Origin of the sequence: Dankookia sp. GCM10030260 (assembly GCF_042666655.1) — a bacterium.
Classification (GTDB): Bacteria; Pseudomonadota; Alphaproteobacteria; order Acetobacterales; family Acetobacteraceae; genus Paracraurococcus.
This window is the reverse complement of record NZ_JBHTDE010000003.1, coordinates 505645-520730: the sequence shown is the minus strand read 5'-3', so window position 1 is coordinate 520730 and position 15086 is coordinate 505645. Positions and strand designations below refer to the sequence as shown.

General features: G+C 72.9%; 16 protein-coding genes. 4 read left to right on the top strand and 12 right to left on the bottom strand.

Going from position 1 to position 15086, the window contains the following annotated elements:
- The first annotated feature begins 85 nt into the window (after positions 1 to 85).
- From ACFQS7_RS13995 to ACFQS7_RS13980, 4 genes are all read left to right on the top strand, one after another.
- Complete coding sequence (locus tag ACFQS7_RS13995) at positions 86 to 1468, top strand: S41 family peptidase (protein ID WP_380067698.1); 1383 nt, start codon at positions 86 to 88, stop codon at positions 1466 to 1468.
- A 7-nt stretch (positions 1469 to 1475) separates the two neighbouring features.
- Positions 1476 to 2549 (top strand): divergent polysaccharide deacetylase family protein, encoded by a 1074-nt coding sequence (locus tag ACFQS7_RS13990; RefSeq protein WP_380067697.1) that lies wholly within the window; start codon positions 1476 to 1478, stop codon positions 2547 to 2549.
- A 294-nt stretch (positions 2550 to 2843) separates the two neighbouring features.
- On the top strand, positions 2844 to 3338 hold the full coding sequence (locus tag ACFQS7_RS13985; RefSeq protein ID WP_380067696.1) for an RNA pyrophosphohydrolase: 495 nt from the start codon (positions 2844 to 2846) through the stop codon (positions 3336 to 3338).
- Positions 3339 to 3379: 41 nt separating this feature from the next.
- Positions 3380 to 3838: a hypothetical protein gene (locus ACFQS7_RS13980; protein WP_380067695.1), complete on the top strand. Its 459-nt coding sequence runs from the start codon at positions 3380 to 3382 to the stop codon at positions 3836 to 3838.
- A 306-nt stretch (positions 3839 to 4144) separates the two neighbouring features.
- Here ACFQS7_RS13980 and glp read toward each other — a convergent pair whose 3' ends face one another.
- From glp to ACFQS7_RS13920, 12 genes are all read right to left on the bottom strand, one after another.
- Positions 4145 to 5392: a gephyrin-like molybdotransferase Glp gene (glp, locus tag ACFQS7_RS13975; protein WP_380067694.1), complete on the bottom strand. Its 1248-nt coding sequence runs from the start codon at positions 5390 to 5392 to the stop codon at positions 4145 to 4147.
- Positions 5393 to 5398: 6 nt separating this feature from the next.
- Entirely contained in the window at positions 5399 to 5920 is a 522-nt protein-coding gene (gene mobB, locus ACFQS7_RS13970) for a molybdopterin-guanine dinucleotide biosynthesis protein B (RefSeq protein ID WP_380067693.1), read from the bottom strand.
- Between the two features lie 68 nt (positions 5921 to 5988).
- On the bottom strand, positions 5989 to 6978 hold the full coding sequence (locus tag ACFQS7_RS13965; RefSeq protein WP_380067692.1) for a formate dehydrogenase subunit gamma: 990 nt from the start codon (positions 6976 to 6978) through the stop codon (positions 5989 to 5991).
- Positions 6975 to 7571, bottom strand: coding sequence for a formate dehydrogenase FDH3 subunit beta (fdh3B, locus tag ACFQS7_RS13960; protein WP_380067691.1), 597 nt, complete (start codon positions 7569 to 7571; stop codon positions 6975 to 6977). The genes ACFQS7_RS13965 and fdh3B overlap by 4 nt, the downstream gene beginning before the upstream one ends.
- Before the next feature lie 2 nt (positions 7572 to 7573).
- Positions 7574 to 10510 (bottom strand): formate dehydrogenase subunit alpha, encoded by a 2937-nt coding sequence (locus ACFQS7_RS13955; RefSeq protein WP_380067690.1) that lies wholly within the window; start codon positions 10508 to 10510, stop codon positions 7574 to 7576.
- A gap of 4 nt (positions 10511 to 10514) precedes the next feature.
- Positions 10515 to 10760 (bottom strand): hypothetical protein, encoded by a 246-nt coding sequence (locus ACFQS7_RS13950; protein WP_380067689.1) that lies wholly within the window; start codon positions 10758 to 10760, stop codon positions 10515 to 10517.
- Positions 10757 to 11332 (bottom strand): molecular chaperone, encoded by a 576-nt coding sequence (locus ACFQS7_RS13945; protein WP_380067688.1) that lies wholly within the window; start codon positions 11330 to 11332, stop codon positions 10757 to 10759. Before ACFQS7_RS13945 ends, ACFQS7_RS13950 begins: the two co-directional genes overlap by 4 nt.
- A 137-nt stretch (positions 11333 to 11469) precedes the next feature.
- Positions 11470 to 12147, bottom strand: coding sequence for a DUF3306 domain-containing protein (locus ACFQS7_RS13940; protein WP_380067687.1), 678 nt, complete (start codon positions 12145 to 12147; stop codon positions 11470 to 11472).
- Positions 12144 to 12689, bottom strand: a complete 546-nt coding sequence (locus ACFQS7_RS13935; protein WP_380067686.1) for a DUF3305 domain-containing protein — start codon at positions 12687 to 12689, stop codon at positions 12144 to 12146. Before ACFQS7_RS13935 ends, ACFQS7_RS13940 begins: the two co-directional genes overlap by 4 nt.
- On the bottom strand, positions 12686 to 13705 hold the full coding sequence (locus ACFQS7_RS13930) for a DUF6352 family protein (protein WP_380067685.1): 1020 nt from the start codon (positions 13703 to 13705) through the stop codon (positions 12686 to 12688). Before ACFQS7_RS13930 ends, ACFQS7_RS13935 begins: the two co-directional genes overlap by 4 nt.
- A complete protein-coding gene (locus ACFQS7_RS13925; protein ID WP_380067684.1) occupies positions 13702 to 14235 on the bottom strand; it encodes a DUF6505 family protein in 534 nt (177 codons plus the stop codon). The genes ACFQS7_RS13930 and ACFQS7_RS13925 overlap by 4 nt, the downstream gene beginning before the upstream one ends.
- Positions 14236 to 14398: 163 nt before the next feature.
- Complete coding sequence (locus tag ACFQS7_RS13920) at positions 14399 to 15070, bottom strand: biotin/lipoate--protein ligase family protein (protein WP_380068020.1); 672 nt, start codon at positions 15068 to 15070, stop codon at positions 14399 to 14401.
- Positions 15071 to 15086: the final 16 nt, after the last annotated feature.

The window sequence follows — 15086 nt, the reverse complement described above, 5'->3', positions numbered from 1 at the left end:
CTTGGGGAAATGATGCGGCAAGCCATGTCGCCGGTATAGATGTCTCGCGGCCAGGCTGGCCGCAAAACAGGGAATGGGTTGCCGCATGACGCGCAGGGTTCGGACGGTGGCCGCGGTGGCCGGGGCCTTCATGGCCGGGGTCGTGGTCGGCCCCATGGTGGCGGCCTGGGCACAGGATGGCGGCCGGGCGGACACCTATCGGCTGCTCAACCTGTTCGGCGACGTGTTCGAGCGCGTCCGCGCCGAATACGTGGAACCGATCAACGACCGCGACGCGGTCGAGAATGCCATCAACGGCATGCTCACCGGGCTCGACCCGCACAGCTCCTACCTGAACCAGCGCTCCTACCGCGACATGCAGGTGCAGACCCGCGGCGAGTTCGGCGGCCTCGGCATCGAGGTGACGCAGGAGAACGGCTACATCAAGGTGATCTCGCCGATCGACGAGACCCCCGCCGCCCGCGCCGGGGTCAAGGCCGGCGACCTGATCACCCATCTCAACGGTAACTCGGTCCAGGGCCTGACCCTGCAGGAGGCGGTCGAGCAGATGCGCGGCGAGCGCGGCACCGCCATCAAGATCACCATCCGCCGCGAAGGCGCCGACCGGCCGATCGAGCTCTCCCTGACGCGGGAGGTGATCCGGCCGCAGGTGGTTCGCTTCCGGCTGGAAGGCAACGACATCGGCTATGTCCGGCTCACCTCCTTCAACGAGCAGACCGATGCCGGGCTGCGCCGGGCGATCCAGACCATGCGCCAGCAGGCCGGGGCGACCGGGCTGAAGGGCCTGATCCTCGACCTGCGCAACAACCCGGGCGGGCTGCTCGACCAGGCGGTGCAGGTCTCCGACGAATTCCTCGACAAGGGCGAGATCGTCTCGACCCGCGCCCGGCGGACCGAGGATGCCCAGCGCTGGAACGCCAAGCCGGGCGACATCGCCGATGGGCTCAACATCGTCGTGCTGATCAACGGCGGCAGCGCCAGCGCCTCCGAGATCGTCGCCGGCGCGCTGCAGGACCACCGCCGGGCGATCGTCCTCGGCGTCAAGTCCTTCGGCAAGGGCAGCGTGCAGACGGTGATGCCGATCCCCGGCAACGGCGCCATACGGCTGACCACCGCGCGCTACTTCACCCCCTCCGGCCGGTCGATCCAGGCCACCGGCATCGAGCCGGACATCGAGGTGCTGGCCCAGCGCGAGCAGGCCACCGCCTCCATCCCGCGCGAGCGCGAGGCCGACCTGCGCCGGGCGCTGCGCAACGAGGGCGGCGTGCAGCAGCCGGCCGGGGCTGCCATCCCCAAGCTGGAACTGCCCGCCGGCATCGCCGAGAAGGTCAACCGCCTGCCGCCCGACGGCGCGCCTGCCTTCGACGCGACCAAGCCGGAGACCGACTTCCAGCTGCAGCAGGCCACCCAGTTGCTGCGCAACCTGGCCGCGGTGCAGACCCCGACGCGGCGCGCCGCGGCGCGCTGACGCGGCCTTGCCCCCGGTCGCGGCCAGCCTGAGACGTGCCGTCGCCGGCTGGCGCGGCCTCGGGCTGTTCTGGGTCTTCCTGCTCGGGCTGATGGGCGGCGGGGCCGGCGTGCTGGCCCGGCTCGGGCCGCTGCCGGCGGCGCCGGTGGTGGCGGAGGCGCCCGCCGCGCCTGCCGGCGGCGGCGCGCCGCCCGCCCCGGCCGCGGCGCCGGAGCCGCCCCCCATCCTCGACGCTGCCTTCCGCAGCCCGGCGCGGCCGGCCGGGCCGATCCCGGCGGCGGAGCCGGCGCTGCTGGAATCCGGCCCCTATGGCCAGCTGCCGCGGATCGGTCCGGATGGCCGGACCTCGATCCGCGCCTATGGTCGGGCCTTCGACCGCACCGACCCGCGGCCGCGGCTCGGGCTGGTGGTCGGCGGGCTCGGCATGAATGCCGCGGTGACCGAGGAGGCGATCCGCCGCCTGCCGCCCGCGGTGGCGCTCGCCTTCAGCCCCTATGCCCCGCGGGTCGAGCTGCTGCTGGCCCAGGCCCGGGCGCGCGGGATGGAGGTGCTGCTGGCCCTGCCGCTGGAGCCGACCGGCTATCCGCTGAACAACCCGGGCAACCGGGCGCTGCTGACCGGGCTCTCGCAGTCGGAGAACGGCGACCGGCTGTTATGGGCGCTGTCCCGCTTCACCGGCTATGTCGGGGCGATCGGCGCGCTCGGGCCGATGCGCGGGGAACGCTTCGCCCAGCTGGGCGAATCCATGGGCGCGTTGCAGACCACCCTGACGGCACGCGGGCTGCTGTACCTCGACCCCCGCCCCGGCGCGGTGCGGGCGCCGGACCGGGCCTGGGGGCGCGGCGCCGACCTGGTCGTGGACGAACCCGCCACCCGCAGCGAGATCGAGCGCAAGCTGGCCCGGCTGGAGGAACTGGCGCGGGAGCATGGCGCGGCGCTGGGCTATGCCGGCGAGGCCTCCCCGGTGCTGGTCGACCGCGTCGCCGCCTGGGCCGGCGGGGTGGAGCAGCGCGGCCTGGTGCTGGCGCCGATCACCGCGATGCTGCGGCGGCCGGAACAGGAGCCGGTGCGCGGGCGCTGAGGAGATCAGGCGGCTAAAGCCTGAAATTCCGCCCAATTCGGCTCAGGATTGTTGAGGCCGACCCGGCCCGGTCGGCCGGCAGGCCGGGCAATGCCGGGCTTGCGCCGCCGCCGGCCTTTACGATTCCGGATTTGAAGAATTGAAGCCGGGGTCGCGGGGCGTGGCGGGCCTGGCCATGGCGTTGACGATGTTCCTATAGGCCGATCGCCTGGCGGAATCGAGTCTTTTCGCCCGGTGGTCGCCGGCCGCCGCGTTCTCCGGTAGGAGTGCCGGCGGATTCCCCGGAGACCCGCCATGGCCCCTCCCGTTCCCCTGGCCTACCGCCCCTGCGTCGGCGCCGTGCTGTTCAACCGCGACGGCCTGGTGCTGGTCGCCCGCCGGGCCGATTTCCCCAATGCCGAGGGCGCCGCCGGCGGCTGGCAATTGCCGCAGGGCGGCATCGACGGGGAGGAGGACCCGCGCGTCGCCATCTTCCGCGAGCTGGAGGAGGAGATCGGCACCGCCCGCGCCGAGATCATCGCCGAGCACCCGGACTGGCTGACCTACGACCTGCCGCCCGCCCTCATGGGCCGCGCCCTGCATGGGCGGTTCCGCGGCCAGAGGCAGCGCTGGTTCGCGCTGCGCTTCCTCGGCGAGGATGCCGATATCCGGCTCGACCTCGACCCGCACCCGGAATTCGACACCTGGCGCTGGGCGCGGCTGGAGGAGCTGCCGGACCTGGCTGTGGACTTCAAGCGGGCGATCTACGAGGTCCTGGCGCGCGATTTTTCCGCCTACGCGGCGCGGTAGCGCCCCCTTCCCCCCCCCCGCGCAGCAGGACACCCATCCGCATGTTCCCGAAGGGCACCACCGTCTATCACCGGGCCAGCGGCCGCAGCGGCCGGGTGGTCGAATGCGACGGCGACACCGTCTACATCGTCCAGGACAACGGCGCCGAGCTGGACCTGCCCGGCCAGGACCTGACCACGCGGCGGCCCGACCAGGCCGGGCCGGCGGCGCCCGCGGCCCCGTTGGCGCCGCCGCGCCGGCTCACCGCGCGGGACATGACGCCGGAACACGCCGCGGTGCTCGCCAGCATCCCGCCGCGGACCCTGCAGGCGGTGGCGGCGCTGCATGAACGCCAGCCCGGCGCGGGGAAGTTCAGCGGGCTGGACCTGGCGGCCAAGCTCAACGCCATCGCCGAGATCACCGCGGTGCCCTACCCGACGATGCGGCAGCACCGCGGCAATCCGGGCGAGCTCGGGCTGGTCATGGGCAAGGGGCTGGCGGACCGGCAGCGCCGGGGCTGACAGGCCCTGTGCCGGTTGGGGTGACCCATACCGGTTCTTCATCAACTCCTGCGTAGCATGCCGCCACTCACCGGCCTGTTGGTCGTACCGCCCTGGCATCGGTGCGATTCAGTCGGGCACTGGAATGGGTGGGAGGCGTCGATGCGAAAACCGGTCACGATCCGCGCGCAGGCGGAGGCCGTGACGCTCGTGGTTGCCGCGCTCGGCGGCGCGGTGCTGATGGCCGTGCTCGCGGTGGCCGCGCTGCCGGTCACGCTGGGCCGGCGACTGGTCCTCGGCCGCGTCCCGGGGCGCGGCGGGGTGGGGTCAGAACACCGCCGCGAAGGGCAGCACGCGCACCACGTCGCCCGGCGCCACAGCCAGCACGTCCTCCGGCAATTCGACGAAGGCGTCGCTCTCGGTGAGCGAGGTGAGGAGCCCTGCCCCCTCCCGGGCGAATTTCTCCGCCACCGGCATCGCCCCGTTTGGCACTAGCCGGACCCGCACATATTCCCTGCGCCCAGCCTTCTTGCGGTAGGCGAAGCCGGCCTCGGCGGTGAAGCGGGGCAGCGGCTCGGGCGCCGCGCCCGCCAGCCGCAGCACCAGCGGCCGGGCCAGATGGAGGAAGCAGACCACCGCTGCCACCGGGTTGCCCGGCAGGCCCAGCACCGGGGTGCCGCCGATGACGCCGAGCGCCGCCGGCCGCCCCGGCTTCACCGCCAGCCGCCAGAAGACCAGCCTTCCGCCGGCCTCGATCGCGGCGCGGACATGGTCCTCCTCCCCGGTGCTGACCCCGCCCGAGGTCAGCAGCAGGTCGTGCCCGCCGGCCGCCGCGCGCAGCGCCGCGGCGCAGGCCGCCGCATCGTCCGGCAGGATGCCGAGGTCCACCGTCTCGACCGGCAGCCGCGCCAGCAGGGCCAGCAGGGTGAAGCGGTTGCTGTCATGGGTCTGCGCCGGGCCGAGCGGGGTGCCGGGCGCGGCCAATTCGTCCCCCGTCGAGAAGACGCCGACGCGGATGCGCGGCACGACGCCGAGATTCGCGCAGCCCAGCGCCGCGGCCAGGCCGATCTCGGGCGCCCGCAGCCGGCGGCCGGCGGGCAGCGCCAGGGCGCCCTGGGCCACGTCCTCCCCGGCCGGGCGGGCATTGGCGCCGGGCCTGAGGCCGGCGGGAACGGTGACGGCACCATCCGTCAGCGCCGCATCCTCCTGCATCAGCACGGTGTCGGCGCCATGGGGCATCGGCGCGCCGGTGAAGATGCGGGCGGCGGCGCGGGGGGCGAGCGGCCGGGCGGCCTGCCCGGCGGCGACGCGGCCTTCCAGCCGCAGCGCGGTCGGCGCCCCGGGCGCCAGGTCGGCATGACGGAAGGCGTAGCCATCCACCGCGCTGTTGGCGAAGGGCGGCAGCGGCAGCGGCGCCGGCAGGTCGCGCGCCAGCACCCGGCCGAGCGCCGCGGCCAGCGTCACCTGCTCGATCCCCGCCACGGGCGGGACGCGGTCGGCGATCAGCGCCTCGGCCGCCTCCACCGAGAGCAGCGGGCCGCCGAAGGCGAAGCAGTCATCCGAAAGCTGCGCCAAGCCGCCTCACCCCTGCCAGGCCGCGAGATCCACGGCGAACCGCTGCACCAGATCGGCGATCGCCTCGACATCGTCCAGGGGGGACCAGGGAAGATCGGCCAAGGGACCGGGCGGCGGGCGCGTGTCGCTGGCGACGGCGACGACGTGCGGGTCCTCGGGGTGGATCCAGGGCTTGGCGTTGGCCGCCCGGTGGACCTCGACCTTCGGGTGGCTGTCGCGCTTGAAACCCTCGACGATCACCAGGTCGACCGGCGAGAGGCGGGAGAGCAGGAAGCGCAGGCCGGGCTCCGGCGCGCCGCGGTTCTCGGTCATCAGCGCCCAGCGGTGCTCGGAGGCGACCAGCACTTGGCGGGCGCCGGCCTCCCGGTGCAGCCAGCTGTCCTTGCCCGGCGTGTCGACGTCGAAGCGGTGATGCGCGTGCTTGAGCGTGGAGACGCCGATCCCCCGCGCGGCGAGGCAGGGGATCAGGCGGGTGAGGAGCGTGGTCTTGCCGGCCCCGCTCCAGCCGGCGAGGCCGATGAGCTTCATGCGGAGGACCTTAGGGCAGATCGCCGCGGGGCGGCAGCGCCCGGCGGCATCAATCTGCGCCGACGGCGCTAATCCCCGCTGGCGGCACGCGCGCCGGGCGCGGCGGCCTGCTTGTGGCCGCGGCCGACCTGCTCGACCCAGAGCCCGTGGTGCTCCTTCGCCCAGTTGTAGTCCACCTGGCCGGAGCCCATGGCGCCTGCCGCCCCCTCCATGCCGATGGAGCCGATATAGATGTGGGCCAGCATGGCCGCGACCATCAGCACCGCCAGGATGCCGTGGATCATGTGCGCCAGCTGCATCCCGGCGATGTCGGTCAGCGCGAAGGGGAAGATCAGCATGTAGCCGGAGGCCGCGACCACGCCGTCGCCGATCACGGTCAGCCAGAAGACGCCCTTCTGCCCGGCATTGAAGCGGCCGGCGACGGGGTGGCCGCGGCCGATGAAGCCGCCGCCCATCTTCAGCCATTCGACGTCGCGGCGGTCGGGGATGTTGTCGCGCGCCCAGAGCAGCAGCATGACGACGATGCCGAGGGTGAAGGGGAAGGCGAGGAAGTTGTGCGCCAGCTTGCCCCAGGCGCTGAGCGCGGCGAAGGCTTCCGGCCCGGCCAGCGGCAGCAGCAGGTGCCGGCCGAAGGTGAGGTTGAGGCCGGAGAGGCCGAGGATGATGAAGGTGCTGGCGACCATCCAGTGGTTCGCCCGCTCCAGCAGGTTGAAGCGGCGGATGGTGCGGCCGGAGGCACCGCCGGCGATGGGGATGCGGCCGCGCCCGAAGAAGAAGGCCGCCAGCGCGCCCAGCACGCCGAGGATGGCGACGCCACCGACCCAGGTGAGCGTGCTGTTGTGGAAGTCGCGCCAGGCCTTGCCCTGCGGCTGGATCAGGTTGGCGGCGCGCCGGTCGGGGATGGAGACGCGGCCCTCGATCCGGCCGCCTTGCAGCGCGCGCTGCAGCTCCATCTCCTCGGCCGAGATGGTGCCGCGGCCGGGGGTGGGCGCCTGGGCCTGGGCGGCGCCGGCCGAGAGCGTCAGCGCGAGAAGCGCCGCGAGCAGGGGACGGATCATGCGCCCAGCTCCTGCTTGTAGGCGGTGCGCCAGCCCCAGGCGCCGGAGCCGTAGCCGCGCGTCTGCACGCGTTCCTTGTAGATGCCGGCGATGATGTCGCCATCACCCGCGAGCAGCGCCTTGGTGCTGCACATCTCGGCGCAGAGCGGCAGCTTGCCCTCGGCGATGCGGTTGGCGCCGTACTGGATATACTCGACCGCGCTGTTGTCCTGCTGCGGCCCGCCGGCGCAGTAGGTGCACTTGTCCATCTTGCCGCGGCCGCCGAAATTGCCGACCTTGGGATACTGCGGCGCGCCGAAGGGGCAGGCGTAGAAGCAGTAGCCGCAGCCGATGCAGAGATCCTTGTCGTGCAGCACGATGGCGTCCGCCGTCGTGTAGAAGCAGGACACCGGGCAGACCGCGGCGCAGGGCGCGTCGGTGCAATGCATGCAGGCCATGGAGATCGAGCGCTCCCCCGGCTTGCCGTCGTTGATGGTGACGACGCGGCGGCGGTTGATGCCCCAGGGCACCTCGTGCTCGTTCTTGCAGGCGGTGACGCAGGCGTTGCATTCGATGCAGCGATCCGAGTCACAGAGGAACTTCATGCGGGCCATCGTCATGCCCCCTTGATCTGGCAGAGGGTGACCTTGGTTTCCTGCATGAAGGTCACCGGGTCGTAGCCGTAGGTGGTCAGCGCGTTGACGCTCTCGCCGAGCACGATAGGGTCGGTGCCGGCGGGGTAGTGCTTGCGGCGGTCCTCGCCCATGAACCAGCCACCGAAATGGAAGGGCATGAAGGCGACGCCGCGGCCGACGCGCTCGGTCACCAGCGCCTTGACCCGGGTCCTGGAATTGCTCTCGGGCCCCGTCACCCAGACCCAGGCGCCGTCGCGGATGTTGCGGGCGGCGGCGTCGGCCGGGTGGATCTCGACGAACATGTCCTGCTGCAATTCGGCCAGCCACTTGTTGGACCGCGTCTCCTCGCCGCCGCCCTCGTATTCCACCAGGCGGCCGGAGGTGAGGATGATCGGGAAGTCCTTGATCACAGCGGCGCTGCGCGCCTGCACCGACTGCCCGAGATGCGGCATGCGGAAGCCGCGCCGGTCCGGCAGGGTCGGGTATTGCGCCACCAGGTCGGGCCGCGCGGTGTAGATCGGCTCGCGGTGCACCGGGACGGGGTCCGGCAGGTTCCAGGCCACGGCGCGGGCCTTGGCGTTGCCGTATGGGACGCAGCCGTGTTCCATGGCGACGCGGACGATGCCGCCCGACAGGTCGGTGGCCCAGCCGGCGCGGTCGATATTGGCGCCGAAGTGCTTCTCCAGGCTGGCCTTCTCCGCCGCGGTCAGCTCATCGAACCAGCCGAGGCGCTTCAGCACGGCGACGGTGAATTCCGGGTAGCCGTCCTGGATCTCGGAGCCCTTGGAATGGGATCCCTCGGCCAGCAGGGTCGCGCCGTTGCGCTCCACGCCGAAGCGGGCGCGGAAGGTGCCGCCACCCTCCTTCACGTGCAGGTTGGTGTTGTACAGCACGTGGCTGCCGGGGTGGCGCATCTCCGGCGTGCCGAAGCAGGGCCAGGGCAGGCCGTAGAAGTCGCCGGCGATCTCCGCCGGTGCGCCTGGCTTCGCGCGCAGGCTGACCAGGTCGAACTTGTCCTGGTTGGCCATGTGCAGCTTGAGCCGTTCCGGCGACTGGCCGGTATAGCCGATGGACCAGAGCCCGCGGTTCATCTCGCGCAGGATGCTCTCGGCGCTGACCTTGCCGTCCTTGACCTCGATATCGGCGAACATGCGGTCGCCGAAGCCCAGCCGCTTGGTCAGGGCGTAGAGCACGTCGTAGTCGTTGCGGCTCTCGAAGATCGGCTCCACCACCTTGGCGCCCCATTGCAGGGACCGGTTGGAGGCGGTGCGCGAGCCGTCCATCTCGAACGACGTGCAGATCGGCAGCAGGTAGGTGCCGTCGCGCCGGCCGGAGACCTGGGCGAAGGTCGTGGGATGCGGGTCGGCGACGACCAGCAGGTCGAGCTTCTCCAGCCCCTTCACCATCTCCGGCATGCGGGTGACGGTATTGCCGCCATGGCCGAAGACCATCATGGCCTTCACGCTGTTCGGCTGGGCGACATAGGCCTGGCCGTCGCTGTCGCGCTTGTCGCGCTCGCCCGGCATGGTCACCGCCTCGAACCAGCGGGTGGAGGGGATGCCGGGCATCTCCATCAGCGCCTTGGAGCCGAAGCGCGACAGCAGCCAGTCGTAGCCGACGCCCCAGACCCGGCCCCAATGCCGCCAGGCATTCTCGTCGAGCCCGTAGTAGCCGGGCAGCGTCGTCACATCGAGCCCGAGGTCGGTCGCGCCCTGGACGTTGGTGTGGCCGCGGAAGATGTTGGCGCCGGTGCCGTCGGACCCGACATTGCCGGTGGCCAGCAGCAGGATCGAATAGGCGCGGACATTGGCGGTGCCGACGGTCTTCTGCGTCGCGCCCATGCACCAGATCAGGGTGGAGGGCTTCTGCGTGGCGAAGGTGACGGCGACGCGCTTCAACTGCTCGCCCGGCACGCCGGTGACGCGCTCGACCTCCTCCGGCGTCCACTTCGCCACCTCGGCGCGGATCTCCTCCATGCCGTAGACGCGCTGGCGGATGAACTCCTTGTCCTCCAGGTTGTTCTGGAAAATGTGCCAGAGCATGCCCCAGATCAGCGGGATGTCGGTGCCCGGGCGCAGCCGGACGTGCTCCGTCGCATGCGCCGCGGTGCGGGTGAAGCGCGGGTCGATGACAAAGAGGTTCGCCCGGTTCAGCTCCTTGCCGGACAGCACGTGCTGGAGCGAGACCGGATGCGCCTCGGCCGGGTTGCCGCCCATGATGATCATGGTGCGGGCGCGGCGGATGTCGTTGTAGCTGTTGGTCTGGGCGCCGTAGCCCCAGGTATTGGCGACGCCCGCGACCGTCGTCGAGTGGCAGATGCGCGCTTGGTGGTCGACCGTGTTGGTGCCCCAGAAGGCCGCCAGCTTGCGGTAGAGATACGCCGCCTCGTTGGTGAACTTGGCCGAGCCCAGCCAGAAGACGCTGTCCGGCCCGGATGCCTCGCGGATCGCCTCCAGCTTCGCCGCGATCTCGTCCAGCGCGGTGTCCCAGCCGATCCGCTGCCACTGGCCGCCCACCAGCTTCATCGGGTGTTTCAGCCGGCGGTCGCCATGCACCAGCTCGCGCACCGCGGCCCCCTTGGCGCAATGCGTGCCGCGGTTGATCGGGCTGTCCCAGCTCGGCTCCTGGCCGACCCAGACGCCGGCCTGCACCTCCGCCGTCACGGTGCAGCCGACCGAGCAATGGGTGCAGATGTTCTTGACGCGGGTGACCGGCTTGGCGTGGTCCAGCACGCCGGTCGCCGCCCCCGTGGCCTGTGCCCGGCCGGGCCCGAGCGTGCCCAGCGCCGCCAGCCCGGCGCCGCCCAGCCCGGCCCGCGCCAGGAACCCTCTCCGATCCAACCCACCCGAGGACAATCCCGCATAGGTTGAGACGAGACACGTGCGCGTGGCCCGCGCATCCGAGCGCTTGATCAGCATCGGCTCAGCTTTCGTAGGCGTTGGTGCGGTAGAAGGCCTTCACGTGGTCGCTCTCGCGGTAGCGGGCGGCCAGGCGCTGCGCCTCGTTTTCCTTGCGGGCATCCTTCACCGGGACGGCATCCGCGCGCTGCGCCTCGGCGCCGCCCAGCGTCGCCGCCGCCGCCGCCGTCCCCAGGCCGAGCGCGCGGAGCAGCCCGCGCCGTTCGGAGACCAGCCCGTCCTTCGTCATCGCCTGCCTCCCGGTCGTCATTGCGGCAGCTCCGCCGCGGCTTGCTCGATCTCGACGGCGACGCGTCCCAGCGTGCCGACGGACCGGTAGAAGCGTGCTGCCTCGGCCTTCTCCAGGTCGGCGAAGAAGCGCGCCGCCCAGGGCCGCATGTGGCGTTGGAAGAAGGGTGCGGCCTCCTCCCGCGCGCCCAGCCTGCCCTCGATCAGCCCGGCCAGGGTCTCGCAAAGGAAGGCGATGTGGTCCTCGGGCTCGGCCACGCCGGCGCTGCGGGCGATGCCGAGCCGGGCGAGGTCGCCGCGCAGCTCGGCCAGCGGCCGCTCGTGCAGGAAGCCGGTGAGGTAATAGGAGGCATAGGGCAGCAGCTCACCGCGGCCGACACCGGTGAAGAGGTCGAAATACTCGCGGTCCAGCGGCGCGGGCTGGGCCGCCGCAGCGGCCCGGGCCAGGCCACCGACCGCCGCGCCGATGGGGCTGGCATCGCCGGACAGCCGGCCGATGTTGCGTAGCAAGGCGGCATCCGGGACCGCGGCCAGCAGCCGCGCGAGCAGGGCGAAGAGCTGGGCCCGCTCCGCCTCCACGGAATCCCGTTGCACTGTGTCCGTTGCTGCCATGCTGTCCCGTTGGATCGGCGGCCCTGCCGGCCGCTCGCGTTGGTGTGTGTACCTGACGATTCGGTGCCGGTTTGGCAAGACAGTCACTTCGCGGTTGCGAAATGAACCGGGTGGCGGGCTCAGGCGGGGCGGGCGCTGCCGTGCCGGCGGGCCGGCGCGGCGGCCGCGGGTGGGGAAGTCGGTTCGTCCTGGCGGATCAGCGCCTCGGGCGCCGCCTCGCCCAGCCGGACCGACGCCGCCGGGGGCAAGGCGAGCGGCTCGGCCTGGGCCAGGTCGACCGGCTCCGCCGGGGCCAGGCCGACCGGCTCCGCCGAGGCAGGCACAGACCCATCCGCCGTTTCCGCCGCCGGCGGCTTTTCCTCCTCGACCAGCCCGATCGCCTGGGCCAGCAGCCGCTTCACGTCGCCGCCGAGTTCCAGCGAGAAGCCGGCCATCCCGTCCGGGGCGTTGAAGTCCCAGGCATAGTCGGCCGGGCCGATATAGTCGCGGATCGCGGGGTCCAGGGTCCAGGCCCGGCGCAGCGCCGCGGTCCGCAGCGCCGCCGGCACCTGCGGCCGGAGGAAGGCGGCGATGTCGCTCTCGGCGGTCAGGCTCTCGACCGGCGGCAGGCTGGCCGGGTCGAATTCGGGCAGCGCCTCGGCGGGCGATGCCACTGCGGCCGGCGGGGCCTCGACCGTCGCCGGGGCCAGGGCGGCGCGCTTGCGGCGCGACCAGCGGCCGAGGAATCCCGTCGCGCCGGAGGCGCGTTCCTGGTCATGCAAGCCGGAGGCACGTTCCTGGTCACGATCCTCGCTCATCCGGCCTCCTCCTCCGGCTCCGGCCGCGTCCCGCCGCGGGCGCCGCCATGCGCCAGCGCCTCGGGGTCGGCGCGGTCGCGGCGACGCTTGCGGAAGATGCGTTCGACATGGTGCTCGGCGACGAAGGCCTCCGCCGCCGCGCGCAGGCCGGGCGGCATGGGCACTGCCTCCAGCAGGTCGTTGCCGGCATCGGCGTAGATATGCGCCTCCCCGGCATCCACCGTGACCAGGTGCAGGGCAAGGCCCGGCGCGGCATCCGTCGCCCGCAGCACCACCCAGGCCGAGGGCGCGGCGGAGGTCAGGTTGTCGCGGTAATTGGTGGTGTCGGTCGGGTGCATCTCGACCTCGGCCCGGCCAGCCAGGAACAGGGTGCGGCCGGCGGTCTCGCGCAGCACGGTCCAGGGCGGCAGGTCGGGCGCGTCCTCCAGCACCTCGACCGGGCGCCAGGACCATTCCGCCCATTGGGTCACGCCGGGGCGGCGCTCGACCAGCACCGCGACGGGGATGCGGATCGTGCCGGGGACTTCGAGCCGGCCGCTCATGCGCCTTCCCCCGGCAAGGCCAGGGGCAGGCCGACCAGGTTCTGCGGCTTCAGCCGCACCCGCTGCGCCGCATCCATCGCCAGGGCCAGATAGACCGGCCGGCCCGCCGCCCGTGGCAGCACGCGCGACATCTCCGCGAACTCCAGAACGCCCAGCCACAGAATGCGCGCGAGCCGATTCTGTTGCACCGGCCTGCCGTGCCACAGGTCATTGGCGATCGCCGTGGCTTCCGGGTCGAGCCCGACATGCCAGGTCCAGTTGCGGTCCTCGATCACCGGGACCGGGCGGATGGTGACCGCCTCTCCCAGCACATGCCCTATGAAGCGTTCGAGGGCCCGGGCCAGGCCGTGCTGGCCGGGCCGGTCCTCGGCGATGTCGAGCGCGAGGTCGTGCGCGTCCGACCGCGCGCGGTAGCCGGCGGCATTGGCCTCCGCCAGCACCTCCAGCTCCACCTCGCGCGGCGCGGCGCCGGCCTCGGTCAGCAGCCGGCCGATGGTGCCGAGATCGCCGTCGGCGGTGCGGGCGTCGAGGAATTCCTCGTCCGCCAGCAGGGTCGCGCCCTGGTGGATGGCGGCGCGCTGCGGGCGGAAGAACAGCTCGGCGGCGCGGAGCGCGTAGGGGTCGGCCTCCCCGTCCAAGGCGGCGCGGGCGACCAGATGCGTCAGCATCTGCAGGAACAGCGGCGGGACGCCGCGCACGTCGCCCCGGAACAGCGCCAGCCAGGCGGCCTCCAGGCTGGGCTGCGCCTGGACCCGGTCGCGGAAGCCGAGGAAGACCTGCCAGTTCTCCCGCGCGTCGGCGTCCGCCAGCGCCGCCACCTGGGCGGCCGGCACGGCACGCAGCGGGTCGGCCAGCAGGCCGGTGTGCAACGCCAGCTCGGCGTCGCAGGCTTCCTCCGGGGGCAGCAATTCGGGCCGGGCGAGGAAGGCGCGCCAGAGGTCGGGCGTCGGCAGCAGCCGCCCGGCCGCATCGCGGTCGCAGAAGAGGTGCCCGGAGGCCACCCAGAAATCGGTCATGCGGGGGGCAGCCTGGTCAGGTCGGGATGGTCCGGGTCCTCGCCCTCGATCTCCGCGATGGCGAAGACCGGCAGGGCGCCGAAGTCGCCGTGGGGGGTCTCGCGCCGGTGCAGGGTGCGGAAGCGCTCGCGTACGGCGCCCGCCTCGACGACGCGGGCGAGGGCCAGGACCGTGCCGGGCGGGTGGTCGCAGAGGCCGGCGGCGAAGCCGATCTCCTCCTCCGCCGCGGCGCGGGCCGCCGCCGCATCGGGGGCGCCGTAGCGGGCCTCGATATGCGCCGCCAGCGCGGCGGTGGCCTGCTCGCGCTGCTCGGGCGAGGCCTCCGCCACCTCGACCAGCGTGGACCAGCCGAAGGAGCCGAGGCCGAGGAAGCCGGCGCGGAATTCCTGCCGGCGCTTGCCCGCCAGCGCCGCCGGGTCCTCGTCCCAGAAGGCGAAGCCGCCGGGCACCGCCCATTCGCCCGGCTCGGCCGCGGCGGTGAAGACGACCAGGTCGGACGGGTCGAGGCGGAGGGTGCGGGGGAGCTTCATGGGGTCTGCCAGGAAGGCTGGGGAGGGGAAAGTATCCCCTCCCCAGGCCCCACCCCGCCATTTTGTGGGATGGCACCTGCCGCGCGTCGGGTCCCGACTCCCAGAACTAGATGAGGGGGTCTGGGGGAGAATACTTTCTCCCCCAGCCTTGCCTTTCCGGCCGTCACGCCAGCGCCTCGCGCAAGGAAAGGCTCGTCCGCACCCCGTCCCGGTCCAGCACCAGGTCGCCGGTGGCGGGGTCGACCCCGCGCCGCTGGCCCGGCACGTCGCGCGCGTCCAGCAGCCGGGCCAGGAAATGCTCCGACAGCCGGCGCGGTCCCTTCGCCTGCCAGTCGTCGAGCCCCGCCATCAGGTGCCGCGCCCAGCCGGCGGTGAGCTCCGCCGCGCCCAGCCCCTCCCAGCCCTCCTCGGACAGGGCGGTGAGGTCGGGCCGCTCGCCCGGCTCGACCGCCAGGGACAAGGTGAGCCGCGCCTCCATCCCCACCACCAGCCAGGCGGGGATCTCGGCCTCGGCGCAGCCGGTCGGCGCCGCGAACCGCACCATGCCGCAGGCGGCGCCGTTGACCCGCAGGGTGCCGGGCCAGGCGAAGGCCACCGGGATCTCCGGCGGGCCCTCCGAGGCCAGGGCATCGGCCAGGGCATTGGCGGCGGCCAGGAAAGCCAGGCGGGCGGCGGCCAGCGGCAGTTCCGGCTCCAGCACCACCGCAGCCTCGGCCCGGCCGGCGGAGCGCACCCAGGCCAGCGTGCCGGCGCCGCGTCCGGCCGCCAGGGCCACCGCGCGCGCCATCGCATCGCCGCCCTCGCGCAGCGGGACGGGGGCGAAGACGCTGGGCAGGTCGGGCAGGTCGGGG

What these genes read in the sequence shown, in the direction of transcription:
- ACFQS7_RS13935 (WP_380067686.1), bottom strand. Translation starts at nt 12,689, where the DNA reads ATGAGCGGCCGGCTCGAAGTCCCCGGCACGATCCGCATCCCCGTCGCG.
- ACFQS7_RS13995 (WP_380067698.1), top strand. Translation starts at nt 86, where the DNA reads ATGACGCGCAGGGTTCGGACGGTGGCCGCGGTGGCCGGGGCCTTCATG.
- mobB (WP_380067693.1), bottom strand. Translation starts at nt 5,920, where the DNA reads ATGAAGCTCATCGGCCTCGCCGGCTGGAGCGGGGCCGGCAAGACCACG.
- ACFQS7_RS13985 (WP_380067696.1), top strand. Translation starts at nt 2,844, where the DNA reads ATGGCCCCTCCCGTTCCCCTGGCCTACCGCCCCTGCGTCGGCGCCGTG.
- fdh3B (WP_380067691.1), bottom strand. Translation starts at nt 7,571, where the DNA reads ATGGCCCGCATGAAGTTCCTCTGTGACTCGGATCGCTGCATCGAATGC.
- ACFQS7_RS13965 (WP_380067692.1), bottom strand. Translation starts at nt 6,978, where the DNA reads ATGATCCGTCCCCTGCTCGCGGCGCTTCTCGCGCTGACGCTCTCGGCC.
- ACFQS7_RS13955 (WP_380067690.1), bottom strand. Translation starts at nt 10,510, where the DNA reads ATGCTGATCAAGCGCTCGGATGCGCGGGCCACGCGCACGTGTCTCGTC.
- ACFQS7_RS13925 (WP_380067684.1), bottom strand. Translation starts at nt 14,235, where the DNA reads ATGAAGCTCCCCCGCACCCTCCGCCTCGACCCGTCCGACCTGGTCGTC.
- ACFQS7_RS13930 (WP_380067685.1), bottom strand. Translation starts at nt 13,705, where the DNA reads ATGACCGATTTCTGGGTGGCCTCCGGGCACCTCTTCTGCGACCGCGAT.
- ACFQS7_RS13940 (WP_380067687.1), bottom strand. Translation starts at nt 12,147, where the DNA reads ATGAGCGAGGATCGTGACCAGGAACGTGCCTCCGGCTTGCATGACCAG.
- ACFQS7_RS13980 (WP_380067695.1), top strand. Translation starts at nt 3,380, where the DNA reads ATGTTCCCGAAGGGCACCACCGTCTATCACCGGGCCAGCGGCCGCAGC.
- ACFQS7_RS13950 (WP_380067689.1), bottom strand. Translation starts at nt 10,760, where the DNA reads ATGACGACCGGGAGGCAGGCGATGACGAAGGACGGGCTGGTCTCCGAA.